Annotated in this window: 16 protein-coding genes; 3 read left to right on the top strand and 13 right to left on the bottom strand. The window is 66.8% G+C overall.

The genetic code is table 11. The features are described from left to right. Window position 1: 1 nt before the first annotated feature. Genes IB273_RS12675 through IB273_RS12665 form a run of 3 tightly spaced genes read right to left on the bottom strand, consistent with a single transcriptional unit; the run spans window position 2 to window position 2429 of the window. Window positions 2-343 carry an Hpt domain-containing protein gene (locus tag IB273_RS12675; protein ID WP_151187839.1) on the bottom strand — a complete coding sequence of 114 codons (342 nt, stop codon included), beginning with the start codon at window positions 341-343 and terminating at the stop codon, window positions 2-4. Between the two features lie 54 nt (window positions 344-397). After that, window positions 398-2095 (bottom strand): SpoIIE family protein phosphatase, encoded by a 1698-nt coding sequence (locus IB273_RS12670; RefSeq protein ID WP_192224199.1) that lies wholly within the window; start codon window positions 2093-2095, stop codon window positions 398-400. Window positions 2096-2123: 28 nt separating this feature from the next. Next, entirely contained in the window at window positions 2124-2429 is a 306-nt protein-coding gene (locus IB273_RS12665) for an STAS domain-containing protein (protein WP_151187840.1), read from the bottom strand. A gap of 248 nt (window positions 2430-2677) precedes the next feature. Between IB273_RS12665 and IB273_RS12660 the strand changes: the two genes are divergently transcribed. The 3 genes from IB273_RS12660 (at window position 2678) to IB273_RS12650 (ending at window position 5146) form a co-directional block, all read left to right on the top strand. Next, window positions 2678-3394 (top strand): TorF family putative porin, encoded by a 717-nt coding sequence (locus IB273_RS12660; RefSeq protein WP_081519283.1) that lies wholly within the window; start codon window positions 2678-2680, stop codon window positions 3392-3394. Window positions 3395-3678: 284 nt separating this feature from the next. After that, window positions 3679-4479, top strand: a complete 801-nt coding sequence (locus IB273_RS12655) for an AraC family transcriptional regulator (protein WP_192224198.1) — start codon at window positions 3679-3681, stop codon at window positions 4477-4479. A gap of 49 nt (window positions 4480-4528) precedes the next feature. Next, entirely contained in the window at window positions 4529-5146 is a 618-nt protein-coding gene (locus IB273_RS12650; protein ID WP_192224197.1) for a LysE family translocator, read from the top strand. A 9-nt stretch (window positions 5147-5155) separates the two neighbouring features. On the opposite strand, the gene IB273_RS12645 is transcribed toward IB273_RS12650, so the two are convergent. From IB273_RS12645 to IB273_RS12600, 10 genes are all read right to left on the bottom strand, one after another. Next, entirely contained in the window at window positions 5156-5809 is a 654-nt protein-coding gene (locus IB273_RS12645; protein ID WP_192224196.1) for a DUF1345 domain-containing protein, read from the bottom strand. Further along, a complete protein-coding gene (locus IB273_RS12640; protein ID WP_151187845.1) occupies window positions 5797-6633 on the bottom strand; it encodes an aminoglycoside phosphotransferase family protein in 837 nt (278 codons plus the stop codon). Before IB273_RS12640 ends, IB273_RS12645 begins: the two co-directional genes overlap by 13 nt. A gap of 61 nt (window positions 6634-6694) precedes the next feature. Beyond that, window positions 6695-7141 (bottom strand): flagellar export protein FliJ, encoded by a 447-nt coding sequence (gene fliJ / locus IB273_RS12635; RefSeq protein ID WP_081519279.1) that lies wholly within the window; start codon window positions 7139-7141, stop codon window positions 6695-6697. A 127-nt stretch (window positions 7142-7268) separates the two neighbouring features. Next, a complete protein-coding gene (gene fliI, locus IB273_RS12630; RefSeq protein ID WP_081519278.1) occupies window positions 7269-8624 on the bottom strand; it encodes a flagellar protein export ATPase FliI in 1356 nt (451 codons plus the stop codon). Continuing rightward, on the bottom strand, window positions 8614-9411 hold the full coding sequence (gene fliH, locus IB273_RS12625) for a flagellar assembly protein FliH (RefSeq protein ID WP_151187846.1): 798 nt from the start codon (window positions 9409-9411) through the stop codon (window positions 8614-8616). Before fliH ends, fliI begins: the two co-directional genes overlap by 11 nt. A 1-nt stretch (window position 9412) precedes the next feature. Further along, the gene (gene fliG, locus IB273_RS12620) at window positions 9413-10429 is read right to left on the bottom strand and encodes a flagellar motor switch protein FliG (RefSeq protein ID WP_045212107.1); all 1017 of its coding nucleotides are present in this window, start codon (window positions 10427-10429) and stop codon (window positions 9413-9415) included. Next, complete coding sequence (fliF, locus tag IB273_RS12615) at window positions 10422-12215, bottom strand: flagellar basal-body MS-ring/collar protein FliF (RefSeq protein WP_081519276.1); 1794 nt, start codon at window positions 12213-12215, stop codon at window positions 10422-10424. Before fliF ends, fliG begins: the two co-directional genes overlap by 8 nt. A 19-nt stretch (window positions 12216-12234) precedes the next feature. Then, a complete protein-coding gene (gene fliE, locus IB273_RS12610) occupies window positions 12235-12564 on the bottom strand; it encodes a flagellar hook-basal body complex protein FliE (RefSeq protein WP_081519275.1) in 330 nt (109 codons plus the stop codon). Window positions 12565-12896: 332 nt separating this feature from the next. Continuing rightward, entirely contained in the window at window positions 12897-14312 is a 1416-nt protein-coding gene (gene fleR / locus IB273_RS12605) for a sigma-54-dependent response regulator transcription factor FleR (protein ID WP_081519272.1), read from the bottom strand. A 5-nt stretch (window positions 14313-14317) separates the two neighbouring features. Continuing rightward, window positions 14318-15547, bottom strand: a complete 1230-nt coding sequence (locus IB273_RS12600; protein ID WP_412548074.1) for a sensor histidine kinase — start codon at window positions 15545-15547, stop codon at window positions 14318-14320. Window positions 15548-15617 lie beyond the last annotated feature (70 nt).

The raw sequence follows: 15617 nt of genomic DNA, 5'->3' as shown, positions 1-15617 counted from the left end.
GTCAGGGGCGACCGGGCAACAGCAGGGTGCGGACGATGGAGAATTCGTGCTCGACCTTGCCGATCAGGCCTTGCGCGCCGGCCAGGTCGTTCTGCCGCGCGGCCTCCTCGAGACGCTTGCACAGGCTGCTCAGTACCGAGGCGCCCATGTTGCCGCAACTGCCCTTGAAGCTGTGCGCGGCGTGGCGCAAGGCCGGCGCATCACTGGCGGCGGAGGCCTCGCGGATGCTGCGCAGGCGCTCCTCGGAGTCGCTGAGGAAGGTTTCCACCAGGAGCGGATACTCGTCTTCCATGATCGACAGCAAATTGCTCAGCACGGCGCCATCGAGATGCGGCTCGGACATTGGGCACTCCCTGAAAGACGGCTCGCCACCCTGCGGGGGACAAGAAGGCTCCGATTATGCCTGAGCCGACCAGAAGAACTCCACGGAGACCGCCTTGCCGTCGCCCGACCACTGACAGCGGTCAGACAACTGCCGGACCAGCGTCAGGCCGCGCCCGCAGAGGCTACCGGCGGCCCTCTGCGAAGCCAGCACTGCGCCCACATCGAAACCATCGCCGCTGTCCTCCACCCGCACCAGCAGGCGCCCGCCATCGCCGTGGGGGGCGAGATCAAGATGGAAGCGCACGAAGCCGTCGCGCAGGGTGGACAGGCGCTTGCTGCGCTCCTGGTAATAGCGGGCGAAGCCGGCGGCATCGCACTTGAGCGAGGAGTCCAGGCCCATCACGCCGTGCTCCAGGGCGTTGGAGTACAGCTCGGCGAGCACGGTGTAGAGCGCACCACCGCGCGGGCGCAGGTCTTGCACTTCCATCAGCAGTTGCAACAGGAAGGGCAGCGGATTGAAGTTGCGCAGAGTCGGCGCGCGGAATTCGAAGCTGGCGGACCAGTCCAGCGGGCTGCTCAGGCCGTTGTCGGAGAACGCCAGCGGCGGGTGCTGCAGCGAGTCCTCGGGGACCAGCGCGATCTCCAGCATGCTGACGTCGTCCTGGGCCTCACCGCGAAAACGCGCCACCGCCGCCTGGATGCCGTCGAACAGGCGCGACGGCGCGAGGCCCTCGCCGAACACCTGGCGCAGGCGCTCCTCGCCGAAGGCTTCGCCCGTGGCATTGCGCGCCTCCAGCACGCCATCGGAGAAGAGGAACACACGGTCGCCCTCCTCCATCGCGTAGACCTCGACATGGTCGCTGAAGGCCGACGGGTCGAGAATGCCCAGCGGCAGATGCCGCGACACCAGCGGCTGCAGTTCGCCGCTGGCGTGGCGATGCAGGTAGCCGTTGGGCAGGCCGCCATTCCACACCTCCACCAGGCCGCGCTGGAAACTCAGGTTGAGCACCGCGGCGCAGCAGAACACGCCCACCGGGAGAATGCGTTTGAGCTTGGCGTTCATCTCGCGAAGGATGTCCGCCATCGGGTAGCCCTTGGCGGTCATGCCGTAGAACACCTCGGCCAGCGGCATGGCGCCGATGGCCGCCGGCAAGCCATGGCCGGTGAAATCGCCGAGCAGCACGTGCATGCCGCCGGAGGGCTTGAACGCCGCCAGCAGCAGGTCGCCGTTGAACAGTGCGAAGGGCGATTGCAGGTAGCGGATGTTCGCCGCGTTCAGGCAACCCGAGTGCGCCACCTTGTCGAACACCGCCTTGGCCACCCGCTGCTCGTTGAGCAGGTGCTCGTTGTGCCGGGCGATCAGGTCGCGCTGCTCCAGCACCATCCGCTGCAGGTGATGCAGGCGGCCCATGGCGCGGATCTTGGCTTCGAGGATGACGCGGTTGTAGGGTTTGGAGAGGAAGTCATCGCCGCCCGCCTCCAGGCTCTGCACCAGCGCCTCGGGCTCGCTCAGCGACGTGAGGAAGATGATCGGCACCAGCTCCTCGCCAGCCTGCCGGCGAATCCGCCGCGCCGCCTCGAAGCCGTCCATCACCGGCATCAGCGCATCCATCAGCACCAGCTGCGGGCGCTCCTGGGCGAACAGCGCGAGCGCTTCCAGCCCGTTGCCGGCGGTGATCACGCGATGCCCCTGGCGGCTGACGATGGTCGACAGCAACAGGCGATCGGCAGCGTTGTCGTCGGCGATCAGGACGGTGAGGAGTTCGGACATGGCCGTTGCCACTGCAGAGCGCGTCGCGTCAGCTGATCCTGAACAGCTGCTCGAAGTTGGAGATGGACAGCACCTTGCGCACGTCCGGATTGCAGTGCGCCAGGCTGATCTGCGCGCTCTCGCCGCCGGCGTGGTCGCGCAGCAGCAGGAGCATGCCCAGCGCCGAGCTGTCGAGGTAAGTCGCGCCCTTCAGGTCCACCACGTAGCGCTTGGGTGTAGTTTCGACACGCTCGTAGGCATTGCGGAATTCCTGGTGTGCGCCGAAATCGAAACGTCCCTGGACCACGATGGTGAGCTCCTGCCCGTCAGCGGAGGGAACGGAAGTGATGGCCATGGGATTCTCCTTATCGATCGATGGTCGCGCACGAGCTTGAAGATGTAGCAGCTAGCGGTGACAGCGGCAACCTCGGCGAACGATGGGAAACCGCCTCGCCAGACCGGTCGAACGGTACCCGGCAGGTCGATTAATGGACCGCCGGTCGCCACAGGCGCGGAGAATGCCTTTACCCTTTTACGCGTGCGACGCAGGGCGAAGGCTCGCAAGAGGCCTTGGAAGGGTCGCACCCGCAAGAAGGGGGGATCATGTACAAGTCCATTCTCATCGCGGCCTGCGTGTTGTGCGCGGCGCCGTACGCAGGTGCCCAGGTGATGCAGCGCGAACTGGGCGATTTCGAACTCAAGTTCGCCAACTCGCCAACGCGCAGCATGGCCCAGGGGCTGGTCCAGCCGGGCCAGGCCAACAGCGCCCAGGGCGGCCTCGACATCACCCACGACAGTGGCTGGTACGTCGGCAGCTGGACCTCGAACATCGAGCAGGAAAAGCCGCTGGAGATCGACAGCTACGCCGGCTTCAAGCACCCACTGGGCGACGGCAAGCTGGGCTACGAAGTGGGCACACTGCGCTACACCCGGCCGGAACAACCCGACTACGACAGCCAGGCCCTGTACGGCGGCCTCTCGGTATTCGGCAGCCGTCTCGGCGCGGCCTACAGCGCCCAGGCCGGGCGCAGCACCACCACGCTGTTCACCGACCTGGGCGTGCAGCCTGACCTCGGCTTCGACGTGACCTTCAAGTATTCCACCTACAACCTCGCCTCCCCCGTGAGCCTGAACAGCGGTGGCAGCGTCAGCGAATTCGGCGACTGGTCGGTGAACTTCAGCCGCCCCTGGAACGGCATCGACCTGAACTTCTCGTACAGCGGCAGCAGCCTCACCGGCGGAGACTGCAGCGCCTACTCCGGACACAACGCCTATTGCGACTCGGCGTTCATGTTCAAGGCCTCGCGACCGTTCTTCTGAGGCGCCTGCCACCCTGGCCCCTCACCCCAGCCCTCTCCCGGAGGGAGAGGGAGCAATCCGCTGCCAGGCGCCACTCCTGCGCCCTTCCTGCACCTCCATTCCCAGCTGACTCCGATGCCCGCATCCCTGCCGAACGGCCCCCTCTCCCCCTGGGAGAGGGCTGGGGTGAGGGCGAGACCGCGCGCCGAAAGCTCCCGGCTCCAAGAAAGTCAATTTCATTCAAGATGGCGCCGGTCTGAGGGGCTACTCTGCCTATCACCCTCCGCTCCCGCAGGCCTGCCCCAATGCTCCACCAAGTGATCTGCACCACGACCGCCCTGCCCGGCCTGCGCATCGTCGAGATACTCACGCAGCGCAGCTTCCCGCGCCACGCCCATGACGAATACGGCATCGGCGTGATGCTCGAAGGCGGGCACCGCTCGTGGAGTGGCCGCGGCCAGGTCGAGGCCGGGCCCTGCGACATCATCACCGTGAACCCCAATGAACTCCACGACGGCATTCCCCTGCGCGGCGCGCCGCGGCGCTGGTGGATGCTCTACGTGGAACCGGCGCTGCTGGCGGAACTGGCCGGCGGCAACATGGCCCAGCGCGAGTTCACCCTCCCTGCCCTTGCCTACCCGCCACTCGCCCAGCGCATTGCCAGCCTGCTGCAACACCTGCCGGGGGCCAGTGCCGATGAAGCCAGCGAAGGCGTGCTCGACCTGTTCGGCGAGTTGCTCGACCAGCGCCCAGACACGAGCGTGGCGCCCCTCCCTTCCCGCAGCGTGGCGCGCATGCTCGAACGGATTCACGACGACCCACGCAACGCTCCCGCGCTGGCGGAGCTGGCCGGCATTGCCGGGCTGACGCCCTATGCGGCACTGCGCCGCTTCCGCCGCGAACTGGGCACCACGCCCCACGCCTACCTCCTGCAGTACCGCGTGCGACAGGCCCACAAGGCCATCGGCGAGGGGCGCACGCTGGCCGACGCCGCCCTGCTCTCCGGCTTCGCCGACCAGTCGCACATGACCCGCGCCTTCGCCCGCCAGCTCGGGCTGACACCGGGGCAATGGCGCTCATCGTTCAGGCAGCCGTCAACGCCCTGATTGCTCTGGTCGCACGGCCTCATTTCTTCCACACAGGAAACCCACGGGAATGAACGCAGAATTCCTGCTGACGGCGTTCGTCGTCGTTTTGCTGCCCGGCACCGGCGTACTCTATACCCTGGCCGTCGGTCTCGGCCTGGGCGCCCGCGCCGCCACCCTCGCGGCGCTGGGCTGCACGCTGGGCATGCTCCCGCAACTGCTGCTCGCCACCTTCGGCCTGTCGCTGATCCTGCAGGCCAGCGCGGCCAGCTTCCAGCTCATCCGGCTGCTGGGCACCGCTTACCTGCTGTTCATCGCCTGGCAGGTGTTTCGCGGCAGCGGCGCCCTGGCGCTGGATTCGGACAGCAGCCCGCGCAGCACCTCGCAGCTGGTAGGCACCGGGCTCTGGCTGAACCTGCTCAACCCCAAGCTCGGGCTGTTCTTCCTGGCCTTTCTGCCGCAGTTCGTGCCGGCCGGCAGCGAGGACACGCGGGGGCTGTTCCTGATGCTGGGCCTGGTGTTCGCGCTGATGACCCTCATCGTGTTCATCGGCTACGGGCTGCTGGCGTCCTGGGTACGCGATTATGTGATCGGGCGTCCGGCGGTGATGACGCTGATCCGCTGGAGCTTCACTCTCGCCTTCGTCGTGCTGGCGCTAAGGCTGGCTGTCGAGACGCTGCAACCCTGATCACCCACGCTAGCCGATCAGCCCCGCCCCCATGTTGATCGCCAACCCCAGGATCGCGGTATTGAACAGGAAGCCGATCACCGAGTGCGCCAGCACCAGCTTGCGCATCGCACGCGAGGCGACCTCAACGTCGGAGGTCTGCACCGCCACGCTGAGGGTGAAGGAGAAGTAGAGGAAGTCCCAGTAGTCTGGATTCTTCTCGCCCTCGGGGAAGCGCAGCGCTGGTTTCGCCGCATCGGCCGAGTAGAACTGCCGGGCGTAGTGCATGGTGAAGATGGTACCGATGAGGAACCAGGAACCCAGCACCGTGCTGGCGGTAAAGGCGTAGCGGACGATCTTCTCACTGCCGTTGGCATGCCCGGCGGTGGCCAGCTCGACGACGATGGCGACCAGGCTGGCCACGGCGGCAACGGTGACCAGCACCAGCACCGCTTCGGCATTCTCGTCCTCGATTTCGGCCAGGCGGCGCACTTCCGCGGGCGCAGCGCGCAGCGCCAGCCAGCCGATCAGCAGCACGTAGAGCCAGGCCATGCAGTTCCAGCCCAGCAACACACGGGTCATGGGCGCAAACGGGTAGCACGCCAGCCCCACCAGCACACCCATGACGACGGAGCTGATCAGCCGCGGATGCGCCTGCAACAGGGCCCGGTTCAGGCGCAGCATGCCATGCGGTCCAGCTCGGCGGCGGCCAGGTGCGCCACGCTCAGGTCGCTGTCGGCGGCCATGCCATCGTCGAGGAACCAGGCGGCGGAGAGACCGGCGAAAGCCAGCACCCATTCCAGCAGGCGGCGCCGGTCGACGCGTGCGTGCTCGACGATCACGTCGAGCTGGCGCAGGAAGCGCGTGCGCTCGCGGGAGGTCGGCAGGTCCGGATTGCACAGCAGGTTGGCGTAGTCGAACAGGCGCTCGCCATGCAGGCGCTTGGGGTCGATGGCCCGCCAGCCGCGCTCGGCGAAATCCAGGATGTTGTCGTGGTGAATATCGCCATGCAGTACGCACTGGTCATGCTCGCTGGCCAGCAGCGCCTCGGCGGTCTCCAGGCAACGCGGGAACAGCTCGCCATAGCGCCCGGCGGCAGGCGCGAGATCGCGGAACCACTCGCGCAGGTCGATCACCTCCGGCAGAGGCTTTTCCCGTGGCTGATGCAGCTTTCGCACGACATCGCAGACGATGCGGCTGGCCTGGTCGTCCTCGCCGTTCAGCGCCATGTGCATCAGCGACTGCGTGCCCTCGGCGCGCTCCATGAGGATGGTGTCGCCGTCGTAGGCATAGACCAGCGCTGCGCCGTCGCCGCCCCACCAGTCGAGCACCTTCGAGCCCAGGCGTTCGTCGATGTCCAGGGCGCGTTTGAGCATGGCTGAGCGCCCCTGCCAGCGAACCGGCAGCAGGTGGCTGCTCGGCGTGATGATCGGATCGCCTTCGGCGCTCAGGCGCCACAGCGAGAAGACGTGCCGGAAATCCACAGGCACAGGCGTGGGAAGAGGCATTAAGGAGTCCAACCGGGGAGACTGACTGGAGCCTAGCACGGCGTTCCGCGGAACCCGATCGCTATTGCTCGGCGGAAGGCTTCAGGCGCTGGGCGAATTCGTCGAGCTGTTTCTGCTCGTACTTGTCGGCGGCCAGGCGCGCCTCCTCGCGGTAGCGTTCCACCAGCTTGCGCAGTCCTTCGAGGCGCGCGTACTTCTCCTGCCAGATGACCCGTGCCTTGCCCACGTTGGTCTCGTGGAAGGCCACCGAGCGATTCTGCTGCTCGACGGCACCTTCGAGCTGGGAGAGGAAGCGCTGGTAGTTGATCAGCCACTGGCCGCTGACACCCTGCTGGCCGTTGGTGATCCATTGCTGCTGGTAGTCGTAGCGGTAGCGCTCAAGCTCGGCGAGCTTGCGCTGCGCCTGCTGCAGCTGGCCCTGCATCTGGCCGAGCTGGCGCGCGGCCTCGCGCTCGGCCTTGAGCGCCATGTCCACCACCGGGGCGAGGCGTTCGGCGCGGCGGTTCATTGGCTCACCACGAGCCGTAGGACGGGTGGAGCGGAGCGGTACCCATGCTGCATCTCGCCACGAGCTGAAAGACGATGGGTATCGCAAGCTCCACCCATCCTACGCAAAGCAGTTCCTGGCCGCTTCATCAGCCGGCCTTGCCGCTGACGACTGCATCCAGCAGCAGGCGCGAGTCGTCGAGGTTCTGGCTCTCGTCCAGGGCTTGGCGGAGGAACTGGCGCATGATCGGGAAGCGCTGGATGGCCAGGTCGGTTTCCGGATCGCCGCCGGCCACGTAGGCGCCGACGCTGATCAGGTCGCGGCTCTGCTGGTAGCGCGACCACAGCTGCTTGAAGCGCTGGGCGTCACGCATGTGCTCGGGCGTAGTGACCTGGGGCATCACCCGGCTGATCGAAGCTTCGATGTCGATGGCCGGGTAATGGCCTTCCTCGGCCAGCCGGCGCGACAGCACGAAGTGGCCGTCGAGCACACCCCGCGCGGCGTCGGCGATCGGGTCCTGCTGGTCGTCGCCTTCGCTGAGCACGGTGTAGAACGCGGTGATCGAACCGCCGCCCTTCTCGCCGTTGCCGGCACGCTCGACCAGGCGCGGCAGCTTGGCGAACACCGAGGGCGGATAGCCCTTGGTCGCCGGTGGCTCGCCGATGGCCAGCGCGATCTCACGCTGGGCCTGGGCGTAACGGGTCAGGGAATCCATCAGCAGCAGGACGTTCTTGCCCTTGTCGCGGAAGTACTCGGCGATGCGGGTGCAGTACTGCGCGGCGCGCAGGCGCATCAGCGGCGCATCGTCCGCCGGCGAAGCAACGACCACGGAGCGCTTGAGGCCTTCCTCGCCGAGGATGTGCTCGATGAATTCCTTCACCTCGCGGCCCCGTTCGCCGATCAGCCCGACCACGATGATGTCGGCCTTGGTGAAGCGGGTCATCATGCCCAGCAGCACGGATTTACCCACGCCGGTACCGGCGAACAGGCCCAGGCGCTGGCCACGGCCGACAGTGAGCAGAGAGTTGATCGAGCGGATGCCGACGTCCATCGGCTCGTGGATCGGGTCGCGCGCCAGCGGGTTGATGATCGGGCCATCCATCGGCACCCAGTCCTCGGCGCGCATGCCGCCCTTGCCGTCCAGGGCGCGGCCGACGCCGTCGAGCACGCGACCGAGCATGGACATGCCCATGGGCAGCCGGCCGGAGTCCGGCAGCGGCACCACGCGGGCGCCAGGGGCGATGCCGACGAGGCTGCCCACCGGCATGAGGTAGATCTTGCTGCCGGCGAAACCCATCACTTCGGCTTCCACCTGCACCGGGTGATAGCCGCCGTCGTTGATCACCTGGCAGCGGCTGCCGACGGCGGCCTGCAGCCCCTCGGCCTCCAGCGTCAGGCCGACCATGCGCAGCAGGCGGCCCTCCACCACAGGCTGGGTCGGCAGGCTCACGGCGTCGCTGTAGCCCTGCAGACGACGGGCGAAGCTGACGCGATCAAGACGCATCGGCGCCGCCCTGATCGGCTTCGAGGTTCACGTGAAGGTCTGGCTCCAGGGCGTGGGTCGCCTGGTCGCGCTGCTGCTCGAAGAGCTGCTTCACGGCCTGGGCCAGGCGCGTTTCGACAGTGGCGTCGATGCGCGAATGTTCGGTCTCGATGCGGCAGCCGCCGGGCAGCAGGCCGTCGTCCTCGATGATCTTCCAGCTTTCCTCGTGGCGATCGCGCAAGGCCTTCACCAGTTCGAAGTCCTGCGGATTGACCTGGATGCGGATGTTGCTGGCGCCCATCGGCAGCAGCTTGAGCGCCTCGCGCAGCACCAGGCGGATCTGGCTGGAATCGGTGGCCAGCTCGCGCTGCACCACCTGGCGCACCACGTGGGTCACCAGGTTGAGCATGCCCTGTTCGAGCATCTGGTCCTGTTCGGCAATGGGCTCGAGCAGGTGCGACATCAGGGTTTCGAGATTCTGCAGGCGCGGTTGCAGCGCCGCGTCGGCTTCCTGACGCGCCTTGATCTGGCCGGCGTGGAAGCCGTCCTTCTCGCCGGTGGAGAAGCCCTCGTTGTAGGCCTCCTGGCGAATCGCCTCGAGCTCGTCGAGCGTCAGCGGCTTGACCTCTTCCTCGGGCACCTCTTCGATCTGCGGCGGCTCCTCGACTACCGGCTCGGGTTCGGGCTCAGGCTCCGGGGCCGGCCGCGCCGGGTCGAAGCTGGGCAGCGACCAGCGGTCGAAGCCCGCCACGTCGCGCGCGCGGATCAGCTCGCTGAGTTTGTCTTCGTCTTTGGCCGGCGGTACCACGTCAGATCATCTCCTCGCCGCCCTTGCCACCCAGCACGATTTCGCCGGACTCGGCCATACGGCGGGCGATGGTGAGGATTTCCTTCTGCGCGCCTTCCACTTCGCTGACGCGCACCGGGCCCTTGGCCTCCAGGTCGTCGCGCAGCAGTTCGGCGGCACGCTTGGACATGTTGCGGAAGATCTTCTCGCGGATCGCCTCGTCCGAGCCCTTGAGCGCCAGCACCAGCACGTCCGAGGACACCTCGCGCAGCAGCGCCTGGATGCCACGGTCGTCGACATCGGCGAGGTTGTCGAAGACGAACATCAGGTCTTCGATCTGGCCCGACAGGTCCTCGTCGACTTCGCGGATGGCGTCCATCAGCGCGCCTTCGACCGAGCTGTCGAGGTAGTTCATGATGTCCGCCGCGCGCTTCACGCCGCCCATGGTGGTGCGGGTGGAGTTGGCGTTGCCGGCGAACTGCTTCTCCAGGATCAGGTTCAGTTCCTTGAGCGCGGACGGCTGCACGGTGTTGAGCGAGGACACGCGCAGGATGATGTCCAGGCGCACCTTGTGGTCGAAGTGGCTGAGCACTTCGCCGGCCTGGTCCGGGTCGAGGTAGGCGACCACAATGGCCTGGATCTGCGGGTGCTCGTAGCGGATCACGTCGGCCACGGCGCGCGGCTCCATCCACTTCAGGCTGTCCAAGCCGCTGGTGTTGCCGCCCAGCAGGATGCGGTCGATGAGGTTGTTCGCCTTGTCCTCGCCCAGGGCCTGGGTGAGCATCTTGCGGATGTAGCTGTCGGCGCCAACGCCCAGGCTGGTCTGGTCGCCGACGATCTCGACGAACTCGCCCATCACCTGCTCGACCTGCTCACGGTGCACGTTGCGCATCTGCGCCATGGCCACGCCGACCTTCTGCACTTCCTTCGGGCCCATGTGGCGCAGCACCTGCGCGGCATCGGTCTCACCCAGGGAGAGCAGGAGGATGGCAGCCTTGTCGACCTTGTTCAGTTTGGCGTTCATGCGCGCTTCACTCATCGGAATTGATCCAGTCCTTCACTACCTGGGCAACGCGCCCCGGGTCCTGGGCGACCAGTGTCTTGATCGCATTCAATTGTGCATCGTACCCCTCGGACGGGCTGGGCAGCAGGATGCTGGCCGGGCCACCGAGGCTCACACGGTCTTCGGACAACTCGCCCTCCAGACCGCCCAACTCGCCCAGGCCACCTTCGCCTGCTGCGCCACCGGCCACCAGGGCCTTGCTCTTGTTGCCCGACAGGTTGTTCAGCACCGGGCGCAGCACGCCCAGCACCAGCACCAGGATGAAGACGATGCCCAGCACCTGCTTGACCACGTCCCAGAACCATGGCTGGGAGTAGAACGGCGGCGATGCAATTTCATCGCCCAGTTCCGGGGCGAACGGCGCGTTGATCACGCTGACGCTGTCGCCACGGCTGGCGTCATAGCCTACCGCGTCCTGCACCAGGCGGGTGAAGCGACCCAGCTCATCGGCGGTCCAGGGCTGGTGGCTGACTTCGCCGGTCTTCGGATCGGCGATCATGCGGTCATCCAGCACCACCGCGACGGAAAGCCGGCGCAGGCGACCCTGCTGCTGCTTGGTGTAGCTCACCGAGCGATCCAGCTCGTAGTTGCGGGTGTTCTGCTGGCGCTTGTCGGTCGGGTACGGCGCCAGTTCCGGCTTGCCGGTCTTGGGGTCGATGATCGGCTGGCCGTTGGCGTCCTTCAGCGGCTGGCCCGGCGCGACGAAGTCTGCCGGCTTGTTCTGCGCCGTGGTCTGCGGCGCACTGGCCGGGCCCGGCGGCTGGTTCGACAGCGCACCCGGCACGCCCTGCGGGCCGTTGCTGTTCTGGCGTTCCTCGTTGTTGCTCTGCTCGCTGCGCAGGGCCGGCTGGTCCGGGTTGAACGACTCCGAGGTGGATTCCACCGCGCTGAAGTCGACGTCCGCCGACACCTCGGCCTTGTAGCGGCCGCTGCCCAGCACCGGCGCGAGGATGCTGTGTACGCGCTGGGTGAAGTTGGTTTCCATCCGACGGGTGAAGTCGAACTGCTTGCCGGCCATGGTCAGCTCGGAGAGCTCCTGCTGGTCGGAGAGCAGGTTGCCCTTCTGGTCGACCACGGTGACCTGGGATTTATCCAGTTCCGGCACGCTGGTGGCGACCAGATTGACGATGGCCAGCACCTGGCTCGGCTCCAGGGTGCGGCCCGGGTAAAGCTCGACCAGCACCGAGGCACTGGGCTTGCGGTCGTCACGGACGAACACCGAGCTCTTGGGGATCGCCAGGTGCACGCGGGCGCCCTTGACGTTGTTGAGGCTGGAGACGGTGCGCGCCAGCTCACCTTCCAGGCCGCGACGGTAGTTGGTCGCTTCCATGAACTGGCTGGTGCCCAGCGCCTGTTCCTTGTCGAGGATCTCGAAGCCGACGTTGCTGTCGGTCGGAGCCAGGCCGGCACCGGCGACTTTCATGCGCGCGCGGCCCAGGTCGTCGGCCTTCACCAGCAGCGCGCCGGAGTTGGGCTCGATCTTGTAGCCGATGTCGGCGGCGGACAGCGCCTCGACCACCTTGTTGGCGTCGACGCCGTTGAGGCTGCCGTACAGCGGCTTGTAGTCCGGCTGCTGCGACCACAGGACCATGCCGAAACCGATGGCGATGCTCGCGGCGAGACCGACCAGCAGGCCGACCTGGCGCAGCACCGGCATGTCCGCGAGGTTCTCGAGGAAAGTCAGGCCGAGCAGCGGCTTCTTCGGCGCGTCGGCACCGACCTTGGCCGGAACCTGACTGTCAACAACGGAGGCTTGGGACATTACCTACGATCCTCGCCGCTCAAACCGGCATCTGCATGATGTCCTGGTACGCCTGGACGAGCTTGTTGCGTACCTGGGTCATCGCCTGGAAAGAAACACTGGCCTTCTGCGAGGCGATCATCACCTGGGTGAGATCGACCCCGCCCTGCCCCATCTCGAAAGCGGTCGCCATGTCGGAGGCGGCCTGCTGGGTACCGTTCACCTTGTCCACGGCCTGTCCGAGCATCTGCGAGAAGCTTGGCGCCCCCGGCTCGGCCGGTGCGGCCTGCGTCTTCGCCTTGGCCATGGCCTCCATTTGCATGGAGCGCATTTCCAGCAGCAGACGATTGAACTCGATACCCTGACTCATCACTTACCCCTCCGACTGTCCGCGGTTTTTTGACACTGCGCGGCGCTTTGCAGAGGTGATTGCAACTTGGGTGCCAGGTTTTCGGAGCGTGGAAAAAAGGCGAAGGATGGCTCTGGGATAGGCATTTCAGTGGAAGCAAACGACTCAACCGGCGTCTTCTTTTCCGCCAGGGCCAGGCCTTGCCTGCAGGAGGGAGCTTGCTCGCGAACCGGCCTCGCAGCAGGGCTATTCGCGAGCAAGCTCGCTCTTACGAAAAGCACGCCGCCCCGTGTGCAGTGCGCGTCAAGAAAAGGCCCGCACGAATGCGGGCCAAGAGGGGGTCTGTCAGTGGCTCAACTGGCGTAGAGGTAAGCCTCCACATCCATGCCGGCGTCGCGCATCTGCGCGAGCTTGTAGCGCAGGGTGCGCGGACTGATGCCCAGTCGCTCGGCGGCTTCCTTGCGGCGGCCACGCTCGCTGCGCAGGGTGTCGATGATCATCTGGAACTCGCGGCGCTTGAGGTCCTCACCCAGTTGCCCGGCTTCTGCGGCGGCAGGCGACGGAATTTCGACGCCGACCGGAACCTGCGGCGCAGTCGAAACCGGAACGGCCGCCAGCACCGGGCGCGGAGCAAGACCGATGGGCGCGGTCAGGCACAGGTCGGCGGCCTGGACCTGGCCGCCCTGCTGCAGGATCAGCGAGCGCTGGATGGCATTGTCCAGCTCACGCACGTTGCCCGGCCACGGATGCGCCAGCAAAGCGGCGCGGGCGTCGTCGGCCAGGGTCACCGGCGTGTGGTTCATCTTGCGTGCGTACTTGGCCAGCAGCCGTTCGGCCAGCGGCAGAATATCGGCGGGACGCTCGCGCAACGGGCGCCAGGCCAGCGGGAAGACCGACAGGCGATAGTAGAGGTCCTCGCGGAAACGTCCGGCAGCCACTTCACCGAGCAGGTCGCGGTTGGTGGTGGCGAGCACGCGGATGTCGAGGCTGATCGGCTTGCGCGCACCGACGCGCTCCACTTCGCGCTCCTGCAGTACACGCAGCAGCTTGGCCTGCAGGGCCAGCGGCATCTCGGAGATTTCGTCGAGCAGGATGGTGCCGCCGTCGGCCAGTTCGAACTTGCCCGGCTGGGCGGCGATGGCGCCGGTGAAGGCGCCCTTCTCGTGGCCGAACAGGGTGGCCTCGAGCATGTTGTCCGGGATCGCCGCGCAGTTGATCGCGACGAAGGGTTTACCAACCCGCGGCGACTGCTGGTGGATGTACTGCGCCAGGACTTCCTTGCCGGTACCGGACTCGCCGGAGATCAGCACGGTGGAATCGCTGCGCGCGACACGGGCGGCCAGCTCCAGCAATTGCTGGCTGGCCGGCTCCAGCGCCACCGGACCTTCGCCGATACTGGCGGGAACGGCACCCAGCGCATGACGCGCCACCAGCTCCAGCAGCGCGCGCGGCTCGAAAGGCTTGACCAGGTAATCGGCGGCGCCCTGGCGCATGGCGTCCACGGCGCGATCAACGGCTCCGTAGGCGGTCATCAGCAGCACCGGCAGTTGCGGGTAGCGCTTGCGGATCAGGCCGAGCAGCTGGTGCCCGTCCATGCCCGGCATGTTCACGTCGCTGATCACCAGGCCGAAGACCTCTTTCTCCAGTGCAGGCAACGCGGCCTCGGCGCAATCGACGGCGACGAAGTCGTGCCCGCCAAGCGACAGGGTGTCGGAGAGGGCTTCACGAAGGGCGCGGTCGTCTTCGACCAGCAGGACTTTGGCGGCCATGGAAATCACTCCTCGTGGACGACGGGTTGAGCCAGGATCAGCGGCAGGATCAGGGTGGCGCAGGTACCGACACCAGGACGCGAGCGCAGGCGCAGCTCGCCCTGGTGGGCCTTGACGACGGCTTTCACCACGGCCAGGCCGAGGCCGGTGCCGGTGGTCTTGGTGGTGAAAAAAGGCTCGCCCAGGCGCGCCAGGGTTTCCGCGCTCATGCCCGGGCCGTTGTCGCTGATCGACAGGCGCAGGCTGTTGTCGCGCTGATACAGGTGCACCTTCAGGCGTACATCGCGGCCGGCAGCCTGGATGGCGTTCTCCACCAGGTTGAGCACGGTGCCGACCAGGGTGTCGCGGTTGCACAGCAACTCGCCGACGCGGGCGTCGCACTGCCAACGCAGGTTGAGGCCGGCGACATGGGATTCGGCGGCAGCGCGCAGGCTGGCAAACAACTGGTTGGGCGCGAGGCGATCCGGCAGCGGCAGCTCGCCGCGGGCGAACACCAGCATGTCGCGCACCTGGCTTTCCAGTTCGTGCAGGCGCTCCTTGATGCGCCCGGCGAAGCGCTGCTGATGCTCGACCGGCAGCTCGCCCTCGCTCAGGTGACCGGCATAGAGCATGGCGGCGGACAGCGGAGTACGAATCTGATGAGCCAGGGAGGCGACCATCCGGCCCAGGGCGGACAAGCGCTCGTGGCGGGCGAGCTGGTCCTGCAGGCGACGGGTTTCCGTCAGGTCATTGAGCAGGATGAGCTGGCCGGGCTCGCCGTTCAGCGGGCGGATGGCAATGGACACGCGACGTCCATCGCGCAGGGAAACTTCGTGGCCGTCGTCGGCACGCGGGGCGAAGCTGCGGGCAATGACTTCACGCCAGAGCATGCCCACCAGCGGTTTGCCGAGCAGCGCGACCGCCACCGGATTGGCGTCGCGCACCACGCCTTGACCGTCGATCATGATGACGCCACCGGGCAGCACGTCGAGCAGGCTCTGCAGGCGGTTGGCCTGACGCTCCTTCTCCGCCAGCTCCTGCATGCGCTGCGCGCTTACCAACGCCAGTTCGCCCTTCAGCTCGGTGACGCGGGCTTCCAGCAGGCTGTAGGACTGGTTGAGCTGGCTGGACATCTGGCTGAACAACTCGAAGGTCTGTTCCAGATGGGCACGGCTCTGCTGCTCCACCGGCACCTGCAGCGGTTCTGCCGGCAGTTGCGGAGCAAGGTCAGTCTGGCGATTGGTGGCGGGCATCATGCGGGTTTTCCTCATCCGTCCGACGGCGTGAATCTGTCGGTCGGATGAGTCTTAGCAAACCCCGTGCCTA

The organism is Pseudomonas sp. PDM19 (genome assembly GCF_014852215.1).
GTDB lineage: Bacteria > Pseudomonadota > Gammaproteobacteria > Pseudomonadales > Pseudomonadaceae > Pseudomonas.
The sequence above is the reverse complement of the archived record's forward strand: the minus strand, read 5'-3'. Positions and strand labels throughout refer to the sequence as shown.

Bases quoted from the DNA above. Each gene is read 5' to 3' on its own strand.
- IB273_RS12675 (WP_151187839.1), bottom strand. From the start codon at position 343: ATGTCCGAGCCGCATCTCGATGGCGCCGTGCTGAGCAATTTGCTGTCG.
- IB273_RS12670 (WP_192224199.1), bottom strand. From the start codon at position 2,095: ATGTCCGAACTCCTCACCGTCCTGATCGCCGACGACAACGCTGCCGAT.
- IB273_RS12665 (WP_151187840.1), bottom strand. From the start codon at position 2,429: ATGGCCATCACTTCCGTTCCCTCCGCTGACGGGCAGGAGCTCACCATC.
- IB273_RS12660 (WP_081519283.1), top strand. From the start codon at position 2,678: ATGTACAAGTCCATTCTCATCGCGGCCTGCGTGTTGTGCGCGGCGCCG.
- IB273_RS12655 (WP_192224198.1), top strand. From the start codon at position 3,679: ATGCTCCACCAAGTGATCTGCACCACGACCGCCCTGCCCGGCCTGCGC.
- IB273_RS12650 (WP_192224197.1), top strand. From the start codon at position 4,529: ATGAACGCAGAATTCCTGCTGACGGCGTTCGTCGTCGTTTTGCTGCCC.
- IB273_RS12645 (WP_192224196.1), bottom strand. From the start codon at position 5,809: ATGCTGCGCCTGAACCGGGCCCTGTTGCAGGCGCATCCGCGGCTGATC.
- IB273_RS12640 (WP_151187845.1), bottom strand. From the start codon at position 6,633: ATGCCTCTTCCCACGCCTGTGCCTGTGGATTTCCGGCACGTCTTCTCG.
- fliJ (WP_081519279.1), bottom strand. From the start codon at position 7,141: ATGAACCGCCGCGCCGAACGCCTCGCCCCGGTGGTGGACATGGCGCTC.
- fliI (WP_081519278.1), bottom strand. From the start codon at position 8,624: ATGCGTCTTGATCGCGTCAGCTTCGCCCGTCGTCTGCAGGGCTACAGC.
- fliG (WP_045212107.1), bottom strand. From the start codon at position 10,429: ATGAGTGAAGCGCGCATGAACGCCAAACTGAACAAGGTCGACAAGGCT.
- fliF (WP_081519276.1), bottom strand. From the start codon at position 12,215: ATGTCCCAAGCCTCCGTTGTTGACAGTCAGGTTCCGGCCAAGGTCGGT.
- fliE (WP_081519275.1), bottom strand. From the start codon at position 12,564: ATGAGTCAGGGTATCGAGTTCAATCGTCTGCTGCTGGAAATGCGCTCC.
- fleR (WP_081519272.1), bottom strand. From the start codon at position 14,312: ATGGCCGCCAAAGTCCTGCTGGTCGAAGACGACCGCGCCCTTCGTGAA.
- IB273_RS12600 (WP_412548074.1), bottom strand. From the start codon at position 15,547: ATGATGCCCGCCACCAATCGCCAGACTGACCTTGCTCCGCAACTGCCG.